Genomic DNA, 17,777 nt, shown 5'->3' on the forward strand with positions numbered 1-17,777 from the left:
AGCGACAAGAAACTTTAATTCATAATTGATATTAAAGTAAAAATGTATATTTGCTTTAAATATTAAGTAAAAATTGATTAAAACTTTAATATGAGTATAGATTCTTTAAACTGGAAAATACTGAAGTGTCTTCAAAGAAATGCACGTCAGCCAAACACCGAAATCGGGAGGGAGGTAGGTATTAGTTCTCCTGCAGTTTCTGAACGTATTAAAAAAATGGAAGACTCTAATATTATAACTGGTTATTTTACAGATGTTTCTCCTATGGAAGCGGGGTATCAATTTAAAGCCATTATCACACTTCGCGCTTTTATGGGTAAATTGAAACCTTTTCTTGAAATAGTAAAAACATACGATGAGGTTATAAACTGCTATCGCATTACAGGAAATGAAAATATTGTAATGGAAGTTGTTTTAAAAAATCAAAAACATTTAGAGTCTTTTATAGACCAACTTATTTTTTATGGTGAAACTAAAACTCAGATAGTACTTTCACATGTTGTAAAAAACAATGCACTAAAACCTGTGAAGTAGCTAGCTGATGTTAAAATTGTTACAATTAGAATCTTGTTAAGACTTGTGGAGCTATGTATGAAGTATTTTTGATTCTCTAATTAAAACATATACCATGAAAAACTATACGATTCATTTTTTGATTATAACTATTGTTACAGCACTATTGGGTTTTACAGGATTAGAGTTTCCTGGTGATAAGTTGGTTCGAATTATTTGTTTGTTTGCGGGAATTGCCTTGATGATTTCTTGTTTAGATGCAGTAATTGTTAGTCGTAAAAATAAAAGGCTTAAAAAAGAGTCACAATCTTAAGATTAGTATTCGCCTTTTTTTATTTTAAATGAATTATATAAGCTTAAAGTAAAGCTATATTTCCCTTGTATTCCTATTTCCAAGCTCTAGCCTTTTCCACATTTGGCCAATAGCGCTTTTCTTCATCTTCTTGTAGCTGAATACTGTACAAATTAATTCTGTGTAAATTTTGCGGTAATAGAAGAAATTAATTGGTGAGAAGTTTAAATATTAAATATTTTTTCGTCTGATCGATAAATAATTACGAATTTTAAAATTCTTTTCTATTTTTACTAAAAACTTTTTATGAAGAATTTATTACTCTTTTCATTTTTACTAATCACATCCTTAGGTTTTACTCAAAGTGAAGCATTAGTTTTAGAAAGTCTAAAAGCACAGATAAAATTAAATAGTGAATTCGCTAATCCCGAAACAACAATTCTCACTCCCGAAGATTTTCGAACTTTTAAAGAATTAGATTTTTATCCAATTGATGAAAAATATATTGTGAATGCTAGGTTTGTGCGTACCCCAGACGAAAAACCATTTTTAATGCCAACCACTACAACTAGAACTCCAGAATATGTAAAATATGGAGAAGCCCATTTTAGTATAGATGGAAAGGGTTTTGTTTTAAGTCTCTTCAAAAACACACAGCCCTATAATGAACCTGGATATGAGGATTATCTATTTTTGCCGTTTACCGATTTAACAAGTGGAGACGGTTCCTATGGAGGGGGAAGGTATTTAGACCAGCGAATTCCTGAAGGAGATACTTTTGTTATCGACTTTAATAAAGCCTATAATCCTTATTGTGCATATAACCCAAAATATTCTTGTCCTATACCTCCTAAAGAAAACGATTTGTTAATTCGAATTGAAGCTGGGGTTAAGAATTTTGGAAAACATTAAAAAAACTTCACAGCCCACATTCCGATAAAAACCATTGCAAATGCAACTACAAAACTTGCGATAGTATATAAAGCGAATGACATAAAATCCCCGCTTTTTAAGAATAAGTGATTCTCATAAGCAAAGGTTGAAAATGTAGTAAATCCACCACAAAACCCGGTAGCTAAAAATAAAACTGTATTCTGAGAAAGAGTTTGGTTTTTTAAAGCGAGTCCTAGTATTATTCCAATTAATAAACTTCCAAGAATATTGGCGGCAAATGTTCCGTAAGGTATTCCTGTTTCAGCATTGTTTAGAAACTTAGAAAGTCCATAGCGCAATGTACTTCCTAAACCCCCACCAATAAAAACTAGTACGAGTTGCTTCATTTTAAATACCTTCTTCTAAATCAGGTTTTGGCGTCGTTATAATTGGAATGTAAACTTCTGTTACCCAATTAGCAGGGTTGGCAGTTTCATTTGGATCTGTAATGTAAACTTCGAATTTTTTACCCTCAGGGTCTATTTCTAAACCGTTCTTTTTAATGTATTCATTACCTTTAGTATAAGCTTCTGGCAAGTGGTTATAGTTTCCTTTTAGAGAAACTTTAACCGCAGAAATAGGCTCCATAAATCCACAAACTACGGGACTTCCTTCAGGAGTAATTACTTTTTCTCTTACTGGAACACCTGTTGAGAAAATAACAGTATTGTTTGCTTCGTCAACTTGATTGTATAAGGTAAAAGGTTTCCCCGACATATTTAAATTATTATTAGAAACAAAGTCTAATACCTGTGTCATCATTGGTTCCATTTTATCACCTAGTTCTTGCATTCTAGCTACGGAAGTTGTGTACATATAATATCCACCGCCGTATTGTGTAAGTCCATCTACATTTATTGAATATTTCTTCATATCCTCCACTACCTCCTTGGCAATTCCTTCCAAACCAGTAATATTCATTTCGTGAACTTGAGCTTTAAAATCGGTTCCACTTATCGAGAAAAAGAACTTATCAAGTAGCGTGTGTTCTCCTTTCATTCTCCAAGTAATATTGGTTCCTTCAGGAACTTCTTCAAAACTCCAAAATACTTTAGGGTGACGCGCTCCTCCTGGAGTTTCTAACGTTAAATCTTGTTCGATCTCTTTATTAGGGATAACCTTGGTAGTTTTCATTGAACCATTCATTTCACCATCCCAAGAGTAGGAAGCACCTTCGCCTGCAGTTTTTTCGGCATAAGTAAACCTAATGGTAGGATCTTCTTTTTTCCAAGGCCCCCAAGTTTCCCAATTTCTATAATCATTTACTTTATTAAATACTACTTCTGGAGGAGCCTTAATAACCATTGAATCTTTAATGTCGTAAGAGCCGTCCTGTGTTCCAAAATAAATGGCACCGCCAATTACTATCAGGAGAATAAGAAAAAGTAAATACTTAATTATTTTCATGTTTTTGAGGTTGGTGTTGGTTGTAGGTGCTAAGATACGGAAATTTCATCTAAGCTTTTATATATAGACGTCTGCTATTTCATTCGTGATAAACCAATTAATATAGAGACCAATATTTTAGTACATTTGCGTTTAATAAAAATTTAAATAAAATGAAGAAAACCTTATTTATTGCAATGGCAATGAGTGGTTTGTTGTTTTTTTCTTGTAATGAGAAAAAAGATGAAAAACCAACTGCACAAGTAGAAACTGAAGAAAATAAAGATTTTGACTATTCAGTAGAGCAATTTGCAGATATCAAAGTTTTGCGTTACCAAATTCCAGGATGGGAAAAACTTTCTTTGAAAGAACAAAAACTAGTTTATTACCTTACTCAAGCAGGATTAGAGGGAAGAGATATAATCTGGGATCAGAATTATAGACACAACCTTACTATCAGAAAGGCATTAGAAAATGTGTATCAAAATTATGAGGGTGATAAGTCTTCTACTGACTGGAATAATTTAGAAACCTACTTAAAAAGAATTTGGTTTAGTAATGGTATTCATCATCATTATGCAAGTAACAAGATTAAGCCTGAATTCTCTTCAGATTATCTTAAGCAGTTATTAAGCGATACAAACACTACTTTAGAAGGTGAAGCATTTGATGTAATCTTTGATGATAAAGACGCTACAAAAGTTGATCAGTCTAAAGGAATTGATAACATAGCTAAAAGCGCTGTAAACTTTTACGGAGCTGATATTACTACTAAAGATGTAGAAAATTTCTATTCAAAAAAGCAGTCGCCAGATCCACAAAAGCCATTGTCTTTTGGTCTTAACTCAAAACTAGTTAAAGAGAATGGTGAGGTAAAAGAATTGGTGTATAAGTCGGGCGGACTTTATGGCGAGGCAATTGATAGAATTATCGAGTGGCTTGAAAAGGCTCAAGGTGTAGCTGAAAATAAAGCTCAAGGTGATGCTATTGGTTTGTTAATAGAATATTACAAAACAGGAGACCTTCAAACTTGGGACGATTACAACGTTGCTTGGACAGCTGCTACGGAAGGAAATATTGATTACATCAACAGTTTTATTGAAGTTTATCAGGATCCAGTAGGGTATAAAGGTACTTTCGAAAGCATTGTACAGATTAAAGATTTTGATATGTCTGAAAAAATGGCTGTACTTTCTGAAAACGCACAATGGTTTGAAGATAACTCAACATTGATGGAAGAGCACAAAAAGAAAAATGTTGTAGGTGTTACTTATAAAGTAGTAAACGTAGCAGGCGAAGCTGGTGATGCTTCTCCAAGTACACCAATTGGAGTAAACCTTCCAAATGCTAACTGGATTCGTGCAGCAGTAGGAAGTAAGTCGGTTTCATTGGGTAACATTATTGAAGCATACAATAACGCTGGTAGTTCAGGAAGATTAAAAGAATTTGTTCACGATGACGAAGAGCTAGCATTAGAAAAAGAATACGGACAAGTAGCTGACAAACTTCACACAGCACTTCACGAAGTAATTGGTCACGCTTCAGGACAATTAAATCCTGGTGTAGGTGAAACAAAAGAAACACTTAAGAATTACGCTTCAACTTTAGAAGAAGGTCGTGCGGATTTAGTAGGATTATACTATTTATACACTCCAAAATTACAAGAGTTAGGATTAGTTGATGATTGGAAAAAAGTGGGAATGGCTGCTTATGATGGCTATATCAGAAATGGTTTGATGACGCAGTTAATTCGTCTTAACCTTGGTGATGATGTTGTACAAGCACATATGCGTAACCGTCAGTGGGTGTCTTCTTGGGTTTACGAAAAAGGAAAAGCTGACAATGTAATTGAAAAAGTTACTCGTGATGGCAAAACTTATTACAATATTAACGACTATGATAAATTACACGATTTATTCGGTCAGTTATTAAGAGAAACTCAAAGAATTAAGAGTGAAGGAGATTATGCAGCTGTAGAAAAACTTGTTGAAACTTACGGTGTAAAAGTAGATTACGACCTTCATAAAGAAATTTTAGAGCGTAACAAGCAGTTTACATCTGCGCCATATAGCGGTTTTGTAAATCCTGTAATTGTTCCAAAAATGAATGATAATGGCGAAATTGAAAGCTTTACAATTGAGCAGCCAAAAACATTTGCTGAGCAGATGTTGTACTATGGAAAAAACTATAGTAATTTGCCTGCTGTAAACTAATTTTAGTTTTCAACTTATAAAAAAAGCGCTTCGGAATTCCCGAAGCGCTTTTTGTTTTAAAATAAATTGAATTCAATTTAAGGTTTAAAATATGTTTTAACCATAACCAAGAGTAATACAAAAGCTATAAAACCAATCAACACCCAAATACTTCCTTTGTAGTATTTTTTATGAAGTTTTTTATCGCTTCGATAGCTAAAAGCTATGATAATCACGAAAACAATAAAAAACAAAGCAGTAAAAACCCATTGACCAGTTGTGAACATAAATTTGTAGTTTTATGGCTGTAAAAGTAAGGATTAAAGTGCAAACAAGATTCAGGATTCACAAGAATCAATGTAAATTCTGAAAACCTGTATTTTAATTCTTTTTTCAATAATTGAAGAAGTCTAACCTCAAAAAAATACAATGAAAAACAAAATAGCTGCAGTAGCAGAATTTCACAAAGCATTTGGTCTTGGTATGAAAGACGCTCCAACTGCTGAACTTGGAATTAATAAAAATCTGTTGCGTTACAAATTAATGCGAGAAGAAAATGAAGAGTACCTTGAAGCTGCAAATAATAACGATTTAGTTGAGGTTGCAGATGCCTTGGGCGATATGCTTTACATTTTATGTGGAACCATAATTGAGCATGGTATGCAACATAAAATCGAAGAGGTTTTTGACGAAATTCAACGAAGTAATATGAGTAAGTTAGGAGCAGATGGCAAACCTATTTACCGAGAAGATGGAAAGGTTTTAAAAGGCCCGAGTTATTTTCAGCCAAAAATTAAAGAGATACTTGAAAAATAAATTATTAAAAGAAAAATCCAAATTCCAGATGGTTAGAACCTTTGGAATTTGGATTTTATATTTAAATACCTGGCCGGCACTTTTAATTTCTTGTTTCTTTTTACTTTACCTCAAACCTCCAGCCAAATGGATCTTCAGTAATATTGTGTTGGATACTCATTAAGTCTTTCTTAAATCGAGCAGAGTAGCTGTCTTCAGGTTTAGTGAGTTCGTAAACATTCTCTTTATGGCCAATAGCACTTACAGGGCTTATAACTGCTGCAGTTCCCGCGCCAAAAATTTCTTTTAAACTTCCGTCTTTTGCAGCTTCAACAATTTCTGATACTAAAACAGGACGTACTTCTACATCTATATTATTGTGTTTTGCAATATCAATAACACTTTTTCGGGTTACTCCATCCAAAATTCTATCACTTACAGGAGCGGTAATTAAGGTGTCATTCACTCTAAAGAAAACATTCATTGTACCTGCCTCTTCTAGATATTTATGTTCACTATCGTCCGTCCAAATTACTTGGTGGAATCCTTTTTCGCGTGCCAGGTTTGTTGGGTAAAATTGTGCCCCGTAGTTTCCAGCAGCTTTTGCAGCACCTACACCTCCGTTTGCAGCACGACTATAATGGTCGGCGATAACAACTCTTACATCACCAGTATAATATGCTTGAGCGGGAGCTGCTAAAATCATAAACTTATATTCGGTTGATGGTGAAGCAGAAACTCCAACTTGAGTCGCCATTACAAATGGACGAATGTACAATGAGTTTCCAAGTCCTGGTTGAATCCATTCTTTATCCATACGTACAAGGGTGGTCAAAGCTTCAAAGAAAATATCACGAGGAAATTCAGGAATCGCTAATCTCTTAGCCGATTTATTAATTCGCTCGAAATTTTGTTGTGGTCTAAATAACCAAACTTTACCATCTTCATCTTTATAGGCTTTCATTCCTTCAAAAACGGCTTGGCCATAATGAAAGACTTTGGCACCAGGTGAGATTGATAAATTACCGTACGGTCTAATTGTTGGATTTTGCCATTCGCCGTTTTTAAAATCGCATTCGAACATGTGATCGGTAAATGTGCTTCCAAAAACAAGGTTGTCAAAATCAACTTCTTTAACTCTAGAAGTTTCTGTTTTAAGTATGTTTAATTTTGGAGTAATAGAAGAATTCATTTAATTTTCATTTATTCGGTAAAAATAGGTAAAATTTAGACCATTAAAAATTTAAAAAATCCTTAAAATTGCAATACAATAACAATCAATAATATAATAATTATTTAAAAATGAAAAAAATATTATTAGTACTCGCAATTTCATTTGCAGTTTTTAGCTGTAAAAATGAGCAAAAAGAGGAGTCATCTAATTCTCAAGTGGAAGAGGTAGCGATAAATTATCAGTCTTTTGGAGATGAAATCACAGATGAAGGTGTATTGACAAAGACTGAAATGATTGAAAAATACAACGCTTTAAAACCTGGAGATACTATAAATGTGAAATTTACTACAACTGTAAAAGATGTATGCCAGAAAAAAGGATGTTGGATGAATCTTGACTTAGGTAATGATGAAGCTATGGTTCGTTTTAAAGATTATGGTTTTTTCATGCCGAAAGATATTACAGGACAAGAAATCATTGTTAATGGAAAAGCTTATATAGAGGAGATGAGTATTGAAGACCAGCGTCACTACGCAGAAGATGGTGGGAAATCAAAAGAAGAAATAGCAGCCATTACCGAAGTAAAAAGAACACTAGCCTTTGAAGCTGATGGTGTACTTATTCCAGAAGTAGAAAAGGAATAGTATTTTGAAACGTTCAATTCTTAAAACAGGCGATGGCTCTTACACTTTGCATATAGCAGAATGGAATGAACAATACCATTCTAAGCATGGGGCCATAGCCGAAGCGCTTCACGTTTTTATAAAAGAAGGACTTTATTATTGGACTGACAATAATTCATCTAAAGATATTTCTATATTAGAGATTGGTTTTGGCACAGGGTTAAATGCATTTCTCACTTTATTAGAAACAGAAAAGCACAACTTCAATATTACTTACACTGGCGTTGAAGCTTATCCTTTAGAAGTTTCTGAAATTGAAACCTTAAATTACCCAGAACTGTTAAATGCTTCAGAAGAAGGGTTTTTAACACTGCACAATACTCCTTGGGAAGAAAAATCATCAATTTCAGATAATTTTCACCTTCTAAAAAATAAAATGTTCTTCTCAGAAATTACTCTTGAAAGTAACATAGACTTAATTTATTTCGACGCTTTTGGAATTCGAGTGCAAGCAGATTTATGGACTGAAGAAATTTTTCAACTGATGTACAATGCTTTAAAGCCAAACGGAGTATTAGTAACTTATGCCGCAAATGGAAATGCCCGTCGTGCAATGCAAGCTGTTGGGTTTTCTGTTGAACGAATTCCCGGTCCTCCAGGAAAAAAAGAAATGATGAGAGCGACAAAACTGGAACTTTAAAAGTCAGAAAATTCCTAATCTGCATTTTTGTTTTTATCATTAAAAAGTAGTTGAGGAACTTCAATTAATCACATTACGATGCTTATTTCACAATCTTCCGTTAAGACACTTTGTAGTTTCTTTTTGAATTTATAAATTTAAAATTATGAAGAAGAAAGTGTTGATAACTGGAGCTACAGGACTTGTGGGAAGTGAATTGGTAAATCAATGTCACAAAAATGGGATCGCTGTTCATTATCTTACTACAAGTAAAGAAAAAATTGAAAATACCGATAATTACAAAGGGTTTTATTGGAACCCAAAAAAAGGTGAAATAGATGCTAAAGTTTTTGAAGGTGTTACTGCTATAATAAATTTAGCAGGAGCAACTATTGCAAAAAGGTGGACAGATAGTTATAAAAAAACTATTATCGACAGTAGGGTAACGTCTATTAACTTACTTTATGACACACTTCAAAAGATAGATCACAATATAGTCCACTTTATTTCAGCTAGTGGAATAAATATCTACCCCAATTCCAAAACAAAACTTTACACTGAAGAAGATAAAGCTACCGATGATTCATTTTTAGCAAATGTTGTTTCTTCTTGGGAAGCTGCCACAGCAAAATTTAAAAATGCCGGGATGGAGGTTACCAAAGTTCGTACAGGGATGGTTTTGGCAAAAGGAGCAGGTGCATTACCCCAAATTATAAAACCTATTAAATTAGGTATTGGTGCTCCATTAGGCAGTGGCGAGCAATGGCAGTCTTGGATACATATAGAAGATATTGCAGCAATTTATCTTTTCTTACTCAATAATCAGTTAGAAGGAAAGTTTAATGCTGTAGCCCCAAATCCCGTTCAGAATAAAAAAATGACAAGAATGATAGCTTCAAAACTTGACAGTCCTCTTTGGTTGCCAAACATACCGGCATTTGTGTTGAAATTAGTTCTGGGGGAAATGTCTGTATTAGTTTTAGAAGGGCAGCTTGTTAGTTCTAAGAAATTAGAAAAGCTAGGATATCAATTTAAATATTATAATCTAGACAATGCGCTAGAAGATGTTTTGAAAGAATAATACGAAATAAAAAAAGAGGCCAAAATGGCCTCTTTTTAGTTTTATGACAATTTTTTTGATTAAGCTTTATTAGCTACCAAAGAAACTTCAATTTTCATAATGTCACTAATAAATTTGTCTCCTAGGTTGTCGAAAATAGACTTAGAACCAAAGTTGATACCCCACTTTGTTCTGTCTAATTCAATAGCATCACTCTTTAACGTCATTTTATCACCTTCAGTAGTTACAGTTGCAGGAAACTCAATAGCATTAGTTTTACCTTTAATAGTTAAGTTACCTTTCACTACGTTGTTTTCGATACCAGTCAACTCAAATTTAGCAGTTGGATATTCTTTAATATTGAAAAAGTCTCCTTCTTTACCTTCAACTGTTCCTTTTAAGTGAGCTTCTAAATTATCTTTGTATTCACCTTCTAAGTCTTGAACATTAATTGAGTTCATGTCTATTTCAAATTTTCCAGCTTCTACAACTCCATTGTTTAAATGGAATACACCAGAGTTAAGTGAAATAGTTCCGAAGTGTTTTGTAGTAGGCTTTTCACCTTCCCACTTAATTTCAGAAGCTGCTGGGTCTACGTTGTATTCTACTGCTGCTTCAGTTGCTTCTGCTGGAGTTTCTACTGCAACTTCAGTTTCTTTTTCAGCATTTTTACAAGAAAATGTTGCTGCTGCCAAAAAGGCTAGTAATGTAATTTTTAAGGTTGTTGATTTCATAGTTTATTTTAAATATTTATTGGAGCGCAAAAGTAATATTAATTGAAACATAATATCTTAAATTAATATTAAATTAAAAGCTGTGACATTTTGACATTTTACAACAATTGGCAGTACTTTTGCTCCCTCTTGAAAAACTGAAAGAATTCTCGCTATGAGCAAAAATGATAAAAACAAAGAAACCGAATTTCAGGAAGAAGTAGGTTTAGATGAACAAATGAATAATGAGCAGGAGATTGCTGAAGAAAACGAAACAGATCCTTTAGCCGAATTGCAAGATCAACTTCAAAATGAAAAAGATCGCTACTTGCGTCTTTTCGCAGAATTTGAAAATTATAAAAAGCGTACCTCTCGCGAACGCATAGAAATGTTTAAAACAGCAGGTGAAGATGTTATAATATCATTATTACCGGTTTTAGACGATTTTGAAAGAGCGCTAAAAGAAATTGAAAAAATAGGAGACGATCACTTTAAGGGTGTAGAACTTATCAATAATAAACTGCGTGAAACTCTTCGTTCTAAAGGATTAGAGATGATGGAGGTTAAACAGGGCGACACTTTTGATTCTGAAGCACACGAAGCAATTACTCAGATTCCAGCTCCAGACAAAAAATTAAAAGGAAAAATAATTGATGTGGTAGAAAAGGGATACACTTTAGGTGAGAAAATTATCCGCTACCCAAAAGTGGTTATAGGACAATAATATGAAGGAAGATTATTACGAAATATTAGGAATCTCAAAAAATGCAACGACTGCCGAAATAAAAAAGGCATATCGTAAAAAAGCAATTCAATATCACCCTGATAAAAATCCTGGGGATGATGAAGCGGAAGCAATGTTTAAAAAATCTGCAGAAGCTTACGAAGTGCTTAGCGACCCGAACAAACGTTCACGTTACGACCAATTTGGTCATCAAGCCTTTGAAGGCGGTGGTGGCTTCGGTGGCGGTGGTATGAATATGGATGACATATTCAGCCAGTTTGGCGATATCTTTGGCGGCGCATTCGGAGGTGGCTTCGGAGGCGGTGGCTTTGGTGGCGGCGGACGTAGAACTGTAAAAGGGAGTAATTTACGTATTCGTGTACAACTTACCTTAGAAGAGATTGCTACTGGTGTAGAAAAGAAAATTAAAGTAAAACGCAAGAAACTAGCACAAGGAACAACTTATAAAACTTGTCCTACTTGTAATGGACAAGGGCAAGTTACCCGTATCCAAAATACAATTTTGGGGCGTATGCAAACTTCAGCTCCTTGTAGTGCTTGTGGAGGATTAGGGCAAATTGTAGATTCGAAACCTGCAAATTCAGATGCTGACGGAATGTTAGTCACCGAGGAAACAGTTTCAATTAAAATTCCAGCTGGTGTTGTAGATGGAATGCAATTAAAAGTTTCTGGAAAAGGTAACGATGCTCCGGGGAATGGAGTTCCTGGCGATCTATTGGTTGCTATTGAAGAAAAACCTCATCCAAGCTTACAACGTGAAGGAGACAACTTACATTTCGATTTATATATAAGTTTTTCTGATGCAGCTTTAGGAACTTCTAAAGAAATAGAAACTGTAACAGGAAAAGTTAGAATTAAAATTGAAGCGGGTACACAAAGTGGAAAAATTTTAAGACTCCGCAGTAAAGGTATACCAAGTATAAATGGTTATGGTACTGGTGATTTGCTAGTTCACGTTAATGTTTGGACACCAAAATCTCTTTCGAAAGAGCAAAGAGAATTTTTTGAAAAAATGGCTAACGATCAACATTTTGAACCAAACCCAGAAAAGGAAGACAAGTCATTTTTTGAAAAAGTTAAAGACATGTTTTCTTAAACAAACGTTAAATTAAAATAATTTGTATATATTTGAATTGTCGCTTCGTCTAAGAGGCGGCAATTTTTCTTTTTCATAGCAATTTTTTTCCCACCCAAAAGCTTAGGTTTTTGGGTGGGTTTTGCATTTAGGGCATTATTGTTTTCTAGATAATTGTATAAACTAGTCTACAAAAATTGCTATTAAACTAGAGTCTAAAAATTTCTTAAAAGTTAGCTTCAAAAAGTGCTCTTAGACTCTCAAATCAATATATTTACACCTTACAAATAAATTTTATGGAAAAACTTTTAGTAGTTAATAATGTTTCCAAAAACTACGGAGATTACACAGCGCTAAACGATGTGTCTATTGAGGTAGAAAAAGGAAGCATCTTTGGGTTATTAGGGCCAAATGGAGCTGGAAAAACAACTTTAATTCGAATTATCAATCAAATTACAATGCCAGATACTGGTTCGGTAATTTTAGATGGCGAACCACTTAAACCAGACCATGTAAGATATATAGGATATTTGCCTGAAGAACGAGGTTTGTATAAAACTATGAAAGTAGGAGAGCAAGCATTGTATTTGGCTCAACTAAAAGGGCTTTCAAAACAAGAAGCTAAACAAAGACTTAAATATTGGTTTGATAGACTAGATATCGGTGATTGGTGGGATAAAAAAATCCAAGAACTTTCAAAAGGTATGGCGCAAAAAATTCAATTTGTGGTTACCGTTCTACACAACCCAAAATTGTTGATATTTGATGAGCCTTTTAGTGGTTTTGATCCTATTAACGCCAATCTAATTAAAGATGAAATATTAAAATTACGCGATGACGGAGCAACTGTAATTTTTTCTACACACCGAATGGAATCGGTAGAAGAAATGTGTGATCATATCGCGTTAATTAATAAATCCAATAAAATTCTAGATGGAAAGCTAGTGGATATTAAAAGACAATATAAAAACAACATTTTTGAAATTGGATTAATAACTCCTAATCACGCAGCAACAACAGCTTCCTTAAAAGAGAAGTTTGAAATTTTCCCAACAACCTTCAAAAGTATAAACGAGGAACTTAAATATAAAGTGAAGTTGCCAGATTCGGTATCTACTAATGAGTTTGTGAACTATCTTACATCTCAAGGGCAATTAACTCACTTTGTTGAGGTAATTCCTTCAGCGAGCGACATTTTTATTGAAACCATCCAAAACAACCAATTATAAATGAATCATCTTCCATTAATAATAAAAAGAGAATACCTTACCAAGGTCCGCAATAAGTCGTTTGTTATTATGACTTTTTTAAGTCCCATTATATTTGTTGGGATTTTTGCACTAGTTGCTTATTTGTCTAATTTAAATAATGATACAGTTCGCAAGATTTCAGTTTTGGACGAGAGTGGATTGTTCTTAACTGAATTTAAAAGCACAGCACAAACGCATTATATATTACTGCCAAATATTTCATTAGATGAAGCTAAAAAAGATGCTCAAACCGATGAAACTTATGGGCTTTTATATATTCCCGATTCAGAAAGTTTAGAGTCTATTTCAAAAGGAATTACATTTTTTTCAGAAGAATCACCGTCACTCCCTTTTATGAATAGTATTAATAAAATGCTTGAAAGTAAAGTGAATACGCTGAAGTTAAAAGAAGCCGGAATGGATTCTGATGTTATAAAAGACCTTCGTATTAACATTAATGCAAATCAAGAAACTTTTAAAGGTGAGGAGACGTCAAAACTTGGCTCAGGCTTAAAATTAATCTTCGGTGGAGCGGCAGGTTATCTGCTATTTATGTTTATCATTATTTATGGTAATATGATAATGCGAAGTGTTATTGAAGAAAAAACAAGTAGGGTTATAGAAGTTATAATTTCATCGGTAAAACCTCGTTTATTATTGTTAGGAAAGATATTTGGAACCACGCTTGCAGGAATTACTCAGTTTTTAATTTGGGTGATTTTAATCTTGGTATTAATGACTGTAGTGACATCAGTTTTCGGAATAGACCCTTCAGCTGGCTCACCTTCTCAGCAAGCAATAGAAAGTACTATAGACGGAGGGACTCAGCAGGTTTTAAACGATATTTTAATAGAAATTAATAATCTGCCAATTACAAACCTTATTATAATGTTTGTTCTGTTTTTTGTTGGAGGTTACTTATTGTATGCTTCATTATACGCTGCTGTTGGAGCTGCTGTTGATAGCGAAACCGATACACAACAATTTATGATGCCTATTTTAATGCCTCTTATTTTAGCAGTTTACGTAGGTTTCTTTACAGTGATAGATAATCCACATGGTACAGTATCACAAGTTTTTTCTTATATTCCTTTTACATCTCCTGTAGTGATGCTAATGCGTATACCTTTTGGTGTACCAATTTGGCAACAAGTTGTTTCAGTATTAATTTTATTTGGTACTTTCATAGGGATGGTTTGGTTTGCTGCAAAAATTTACCGCGTAGGAATTTTGATGTATGGAAAGAAACCATCGTATAAAGAAATTTTTAAATGGCTTAAGTATTAATAGATGTGAATAACAAAGTAACTAAAATAGAAACTGTAGTTAAAGAAGATGTTCTAGGTACAATAAAGAGATTTTTGGATCTAGGATTCTACTTTGGTGAGGGTGATAACCAAGTGGGAGTCACCATTGGATTATTGCTATTACTTATAGTTTCATATATAGCTACTCATTTTGCTTTAAAATTTACACGTTCGCTTATAACTAGGCAAATGGACTCAGCTGATAAGCAAAAATTTATCAGCTTGTTTAAATATTTTAAAGCAGCCGTATATATTATAGTTTTTTTTACGGTTTTAAGTTTAGCAAACTTTAATATAACTCCTATACTCGCTGCTTCTGCTGCTTTATTAGTTGGTTTAGGGTTAGCTTTAAAGGAGCTTTTTCAAGATATAATAGGAGGAATTTATATCATTATGGATAAGTCGCTTTTAATTGGCGACATTATTAAAGTTGAAGATAAGGTTTGTAGGATTATAGAAATAAAACTTCGTAGTACCAGAGCTATAACACGTGATGATAAAATATTAATTATTCCTAATCACAAGTTCTTAATTAATACTTTTAAGAATTATACTCAAAATCATACAACAACGCGGGAGTTTATTAAAGTGAGAATTCCCTTTGGAAGTGACACAAGATTAGTTGAGCGAATATTAATTGAAGCAGTGTCTACTCAAAAAGGAGTTCTGAAGAATCCAAAACCATTTGTTTTTTTTAATGATTTTGGGGAATGGGCTCTTGAGTTTGGTGTATATTTCTTTATTAACGATAGTTTTTCCGAACCTAGAATAAAAAGCGAATTACGATTTAAAATCGACGCTAAGCTTAGAGAAAATAAGATTGCAATACCTTATCCCCAAAGTGACATACATATGTTCGCAAGAACAACAAGTAGTAATACAGATTTAAAGATTTCTTCAGAAGAATAAATCATTTATGAATTATAGGCTCAATTTGTTAATTGTCTTCATCGGACTAATCGGTTTGGGAGTGAAAGCTCAAACTACCGATTTGGCTAGAGTTGAGTTTTTGAATTTACCACTTTCAAAATCGAATAATTCTATTCAGAGGTATAGAGTTTTGTTACAATCTCCAATTCCTTTGAAAAAGGGTAGAAGTGATTTTTTTGTTGTTGGTGCAGAGTATCGTTATCTTGATGTAAATATTAAGGATGACAATGATAAACTTGCATTTGGATCAAATCAAGTTAGTTCTGTAAAACGTATGGATCTTTACTTAGGATATACTTGGAAGTATAGTGACGAATGGCGCTTAGGAATGAAGGTTGGGGCTAAAGTTCAGAGTGACGTTGAAGGTAGTTTAATAGCAGATGATTTTACGTATGAAGTTGGAGTTTACGCTATAAATGATAAACGAAAAGATGTGCCAGAGGGTAAAAACCCATATAGATTAATTGCTGGACTTACTTATTCAACGACACCAGGGAGATGGTTGCCACTGCCAATTTTGAATTATTATGAAGAATTTCATCCTAATTGGACTTTTACAATCGGTGTGCCTAAAACAAATATCAGGCATTATTTAAATGATAGTCATAAAGATGCAATTCAAGCGTTTGCAACTTTAGATAACGATTATGCCAATTTACAACAGAATTTTGTGCCCATTTCTATACAAAGCTCAGGAACAAAAGTTGCAGAAAGTATTCAAACAACTATAGTTTTAACAGGATTGGGTTACGAACATTTTTTTACAGAACACTTAGTGTTTTATACTTACGCCGCGCATTCGGTTTATAACAACTTTAGACTGGAAGATGGTGATGGAGATAAGATATATCAGATTAATTCAGAAAAATCGCCTTATTTTAGGGCTGGAATAAAATTTAAATATTAAAAATGCCAAGAATACTCATTATAGAAGACGAAGCAGCAATCAGAAGAGTTTTAGTTAAAATTCTTACTGAAGAGAATAAAGATTATGAAGTTTTTGAAGCTGAAGACGGTCTTGCAGGAATGGAGATTATTAAAAAAGAAGATTTTGATCTTGTGCTGTGTGATATCAAAATGCCAAAAATGGATGGTGTTGAGGTTTTGGAAGCTGTAAAAAAGATAAAGCCTGAAATACCAATGGTAATGATATCTGGACACGGTGATCTTGATACAGCTGTTAATACCATGCGATTAGGAGCTTTCGATTATATTTCAAAACCACCAGATTTAAACCGTTTACTAAATACTGTACGAATAGCTCTTGATCGAAAAGAGTTGGTAGTTGAAAATACTCGTCTTAAAAAGAAGGTGTCTAAAAACTATCAAATGGTTGGGGATTCTCCAGAAATTGAGAAGATAAAGGATATGATTGAAAAAGTGGCTCCAACGGAAGCCCGCGTTTTAATCACAGGCCCCAACGGAACAGGTAAAGAACTTGTTGCGCATTGGCTTCATCAAAAAAGCGACAGAAATAAAGGTCCAATGATAGAAGTAAACTGTGCTGCCATTCCAAGTGAATTGATAGAAAGTGAGCTGTTCGGTCACGTTAAAGGTGCTTTTACATCTGCAAATAAAGATCGAGCAGGAAAATTTGAAGCTGCTAATAAAGGAACTATTTTCCTAGATGAAGTTGGAGATATGAGTTTATCTGCCCAAGCTAAAGTACTAAGAGCTTTACAAGAAAATAAAGTTCAAAGAGTGGGAAGTGATAAAGATATAAAAGTAGATGTTCGTGTTATTGCTGCTACCAATAAAGACTTAAAAAAGGAAATAGCTGAAGGCAATTTTCGTGAAGATTTATATCACAGATTAGCGGTTATTCTAATAAAAGTTCCTTCATTAAACGATAGAAGAGACGATATTCCATTATTAGTTGAGTATTTTTCAGAAAAAATATCAACAGATCACGGAACGGCTCAAAAAAAATTTTCAAAAAAAGCTATTGAGTTATTACAAGAATTTGATTGGACAGGAAATATTCGTGAGTTACGAAATGTAGTAGAGCGTTTGATTATCCTTGGTGGCAAAGAAATAAGCGAAGAGGATGTAAAGTTATTTGCTAGTAAATAAGAAGTGCTAACAGCGGTGTTTAAATAGTAATTGTAGA

At 33.6% G+C, this 17,777-nt stretch carries 20 protein-coding genes; 15 read left to right on the plus strand and 5 right to left on the minus strand.

Features of this window, described 5'->3' with window-relative positions; translation table 11 throughout:
- Positions 1–90: 90 nt before the first annotated feature.
- The 3 genes from H4O20_RS05030 (at position 91) to H4O20_RS05040 (ending at position 1,717) form a co-directional block, all read left to right on the plus strand.
- Entirely contained in the window at positions 91–534 is a 444-nt protein-coding gene (locus H4O20_RS05030; RefSeq protein WP_139855060.1) for an Lrp/AsnC family transcriptional regulator, read from the plus strand.
- Positions 535–628: 94 nt separating this feature from the next.
- Positions 629–826 (plus strand): DUF1328 domain-containing protein, encoded by a 198-nt coding sequence (locus H4O20_RS05035; protein WP_139855061.1) that lies wholly within the window; start codon positions 629–631, stop codon positions 824–826.
- A gap of 285 nt (positions 827–1,111) precedes the next feature.
- On the plus strand, positions 1,112–1,717 hold the full coding sequence (locus H4O20_RS05040) for a DUF1684 domain-containing protein (RefSeq protein ID WP_185098481.1): 606 nt from the start codon (positions 1,112–1,114) through the stop codon (positions 1,715–1,717).
- On the opposite strand, the gene crcB is transcribed toward H4O20_RS05040, so the two are convergent.
- Both crcB and H4O20_RS05050 read right to left on the minus strand, forming a co-directional pair.
- Positions 1,714–2,085 carry a fluoride efflux transporter CrcB gene (crcB, locus tag H4O20_RS05045; RefSeq protein ID WP_165147221.1) on the minus strand — a complete coding sequence of 124 codons (372 nt, stop codon included), beginning with the start codon at positions 2,083–2,085 and terminating at the stop codon, positions 1,714–1,716. The genes H4O20_RS05040 and crcB overlap by 4 nt on opposite strands.
- Before the next feature lies 1 nt (position 2,086).
- Positions 2,087–3,145, minus strand: a complete 1,059-nt coding sequence (locus H4O20_RS05050; RefSeq protein ID WP_185098482.1) for an SRPBCC family protein — start codon at positions 3,143–3,145, stop codon at positions 2,087–2,089.
- A 152-nt stretch (positions 3,146–3,297) separates the two neighbouring features.
- Between H4O20_RS05050 and H4O20_RS05055 the strand changes: the two genes are divergently transcribed.
- Positions 3,298–5,337: a dihydrofolate reductase gene (locus H4O20_RS05055; RefSeq protein WP_185098483.1), complete on the plus strand. Its 2,040-nt coding sequence runs from the start codon at positions 3,298–3,300 to the stop codon at positions 5,335–5,337.
- 77 nt (positions 5,338–5,414) lie between these two features.
- Here the strand turns inward: H4O20_RS05055 and H4O20_RS05060 are convergent, their stop codons facing one another.
- On the minus strand, positions 5,415–5,603 hold the full coding sequence (locus tag H4O20_RS05060) for a hypothetical protein (protein WP_139855066.1): 189 nt from the start codon (positions 5,601–5,603) through the stop codon (positions 5,415–5,417).
- Positions 5,604–5,745: 142 nt separating this feature from the next.
- On the opposite strand from H4O20_RS05060, the gene H4O20_RS05065 reads away from it, so the two are divergent.
- The gene (locus tag H4O20_RS05065) at positions 5,746–6,132 is read left to right on the plus strand and encodes a nucleoside triphosphate pyrophosphohydrolase family protein (RefSeq protein ID WP_139855067.1); all 387 of its coding nucleotides are present in this window, start codon (positions 5,746–5,748) and stop codon (positions 6,130–6,132) included.
- A gap of 100 nt (positions 6,133–6,232) precedes the next feature.
- On the opposite strand, the gene H4O20_RS05070 is transcribed toward H4O20_RS05065, so the two are convergent.
- Positions 6,233–7,303 carry a branched-chain amino acid aminotransferase gene (locus H4O20_RS05070; RefSeq protein WP_139855068.1) on the minus strand — a complete coding sequence of 357 codons (1,071 nt, stop codon included), beginning with the start codon at positions 7,301–7,303 and terminating at the stop codon, positions 6,233–6,235.
- 110 nt (positions 7,304–7,413) lie between these two features.
- Here H4O20_RS05070 and H4O20_RS05075 point away from each other — a divergent pair, with 110 nt between their 5' ends.
- The 3 genes from H4O20_RS05075 (at position 7,414) to H4O20_RS05085 (ending at position 9,668) form a co-directional block, all read left to right on the plus strand.
- Positions 7,414–7,929: a DUF4920 domain-containing protein gene (locus tag H4O20_RS05075; protein WP_185098484.1), complete on the plus strand. Its 516-nt coding sequence runs from the start codon at positions 7,414–7,416 to the stop codon at positions 7,927–7,929.
- 4 nt (positions 7,930–7,933) lie between these two features.
- Complete coding sequence (mnmD, locus tag H4O20_RS05080) at positions 7,934–8,608, plus strand: tRNA (5-methylaminomethyl-2-thiouridine)(34)-methyltransferase MnmD (protein ID WP_185098485.1); 675 nt, start codon at positions 7,934–7,936, stop codon at positions 8,606–8,608.
- A gap of 145 nt (positions 8,609–8,753) precedes the next feature.
- A complete protein-coding gene (locus tag H4O20_RS05085) occupies positions 8,754–9,668 on the plus strand; it encodes a TIGR01777 family oxidoreductase (protein WP_185098486.1) in 915 nt (304 codons plus the stop codon).
- Between the two features lie 59 nt (positions 9,669–9,727).
- On the opposite strand, the gene H4O20_RS05090 is transcribed toward H4O20_RS05085, so the two are convergent.
- Complete coding sequence (locus tag H4O20_RS05090; protein ID WP_139855072.1) at positions 9,728–10,381, minus strand: YceI family protein; 654 nt, start codon at positions 10,379–10,381, stop codon at positions 9,728–9,730.
- A 154-nt stretch (positions 10,382–10,535) separates the two neighbouring features.
- On the opposite strand from H4O20_RS05090, the gene H4O20_RS05095 reads away from it, so the two are divergent.
- The 7 genes from H4O20_RS05095 (at position 10,536) to H4O20_RS05125 (ending at position 17,740) form a co-directional block, all read left to right on the plus strand.
- Positions 10,536–11,084 carry a nucleotide exchange factor GrpE gene (locus H4O20_RS05095; RefSeq protein WP_139855073.1) on the plus strand — a complete coding sequence of 183 codons (549 nt, stop codon included), beginning with the start codon at positions 10,536–10,538 and terminating at the stop codon, positions 11,082–11,084.
- Between the two features lies 1 nt (position 11,085).
- Positions 11,086–12,201, plus strand: a complete 1,116-nt coding sequence (gene dnaJ, locus H4O20_RS05100; protein ID WP_139855074.1) for a molecular chaperone DnaJ — start codon at positions 11,086–11,088, stop codon at positions 12,199–12,201.
- Between the two features lie 275 nt (positions 12,202–12,476).
- Complete coding sequence (locus H4O20_RS05105; protein ID WP_139855075.1) at positions 12,477–13,409, plus strand: ABC transporter ATP-binding protein; 933 nt, start codon at positions 12,477–12,479, stop codon at positions 13,407–13,409.
- Complete coding sequence (locus H4O20_RS05110) at positions 13,410–14,717, plus strand: ABC transporter permease (RefSeq protein ID WP_139855076.1); 1,308 nt, start codon at positions 13,410–13,412, stop codon at positions 14,715–14,717. It begins immediately after the preceding gene.
- Positions 14,718–14,722: 5 nt separating this feature from the next.
- Positions 14,723–15,646 carry a mechanosensitive ion channel family protein gene (locus H4O20_RS05115; protein ID WP_139855077.1) on the plus strand — a complete coding sequence of 308 codons (924 nt, stop codon included), beginning with the start codon at positions 14,723–14,725 and terminating at the stop codon, positions 15,644–15,646.
- Between the two features lie 7 nt (positions 15,647–15,653).
- Complete coding sequence (locus H4O20_RS05120; RefSeq protein ID WP_139855078.1) at positions 15,654–16,574, plus strand: DUF6268 family outer membrane beta-barrel protein; 921 nt, start codon at positions 15,654–15,656, stop codon at positions 16,572–16,574.
- A 2-nt stretch (positions 16,575–16,576) separates the two neighbouring features.
- On the plus strand, positions 16,577–17,740 hold the full coding sequence (locus H4O20_RS05125) for a sigma-54 dependent transcriptional regulator (RefSeq protein ID WP_139855079.1): 1,164 nt from the start codon (positions 16,577–16,579) through the stop codon (positions 17,738–17,740).
- Positions 17,741–17,777: the final 37 nt, after the last annotated feature.

Source organism: Aequorivita sp. 609 (assembly GCF_014212065.1).
In the GTDB taxonomy this organism is placed as follows: domain Bacteria; phylum Bacteroidota; class Bacteroidia; order Flavobacteriales; family Flavobacteriaceae; genus Aequorivita; species Aequorivita sinensis.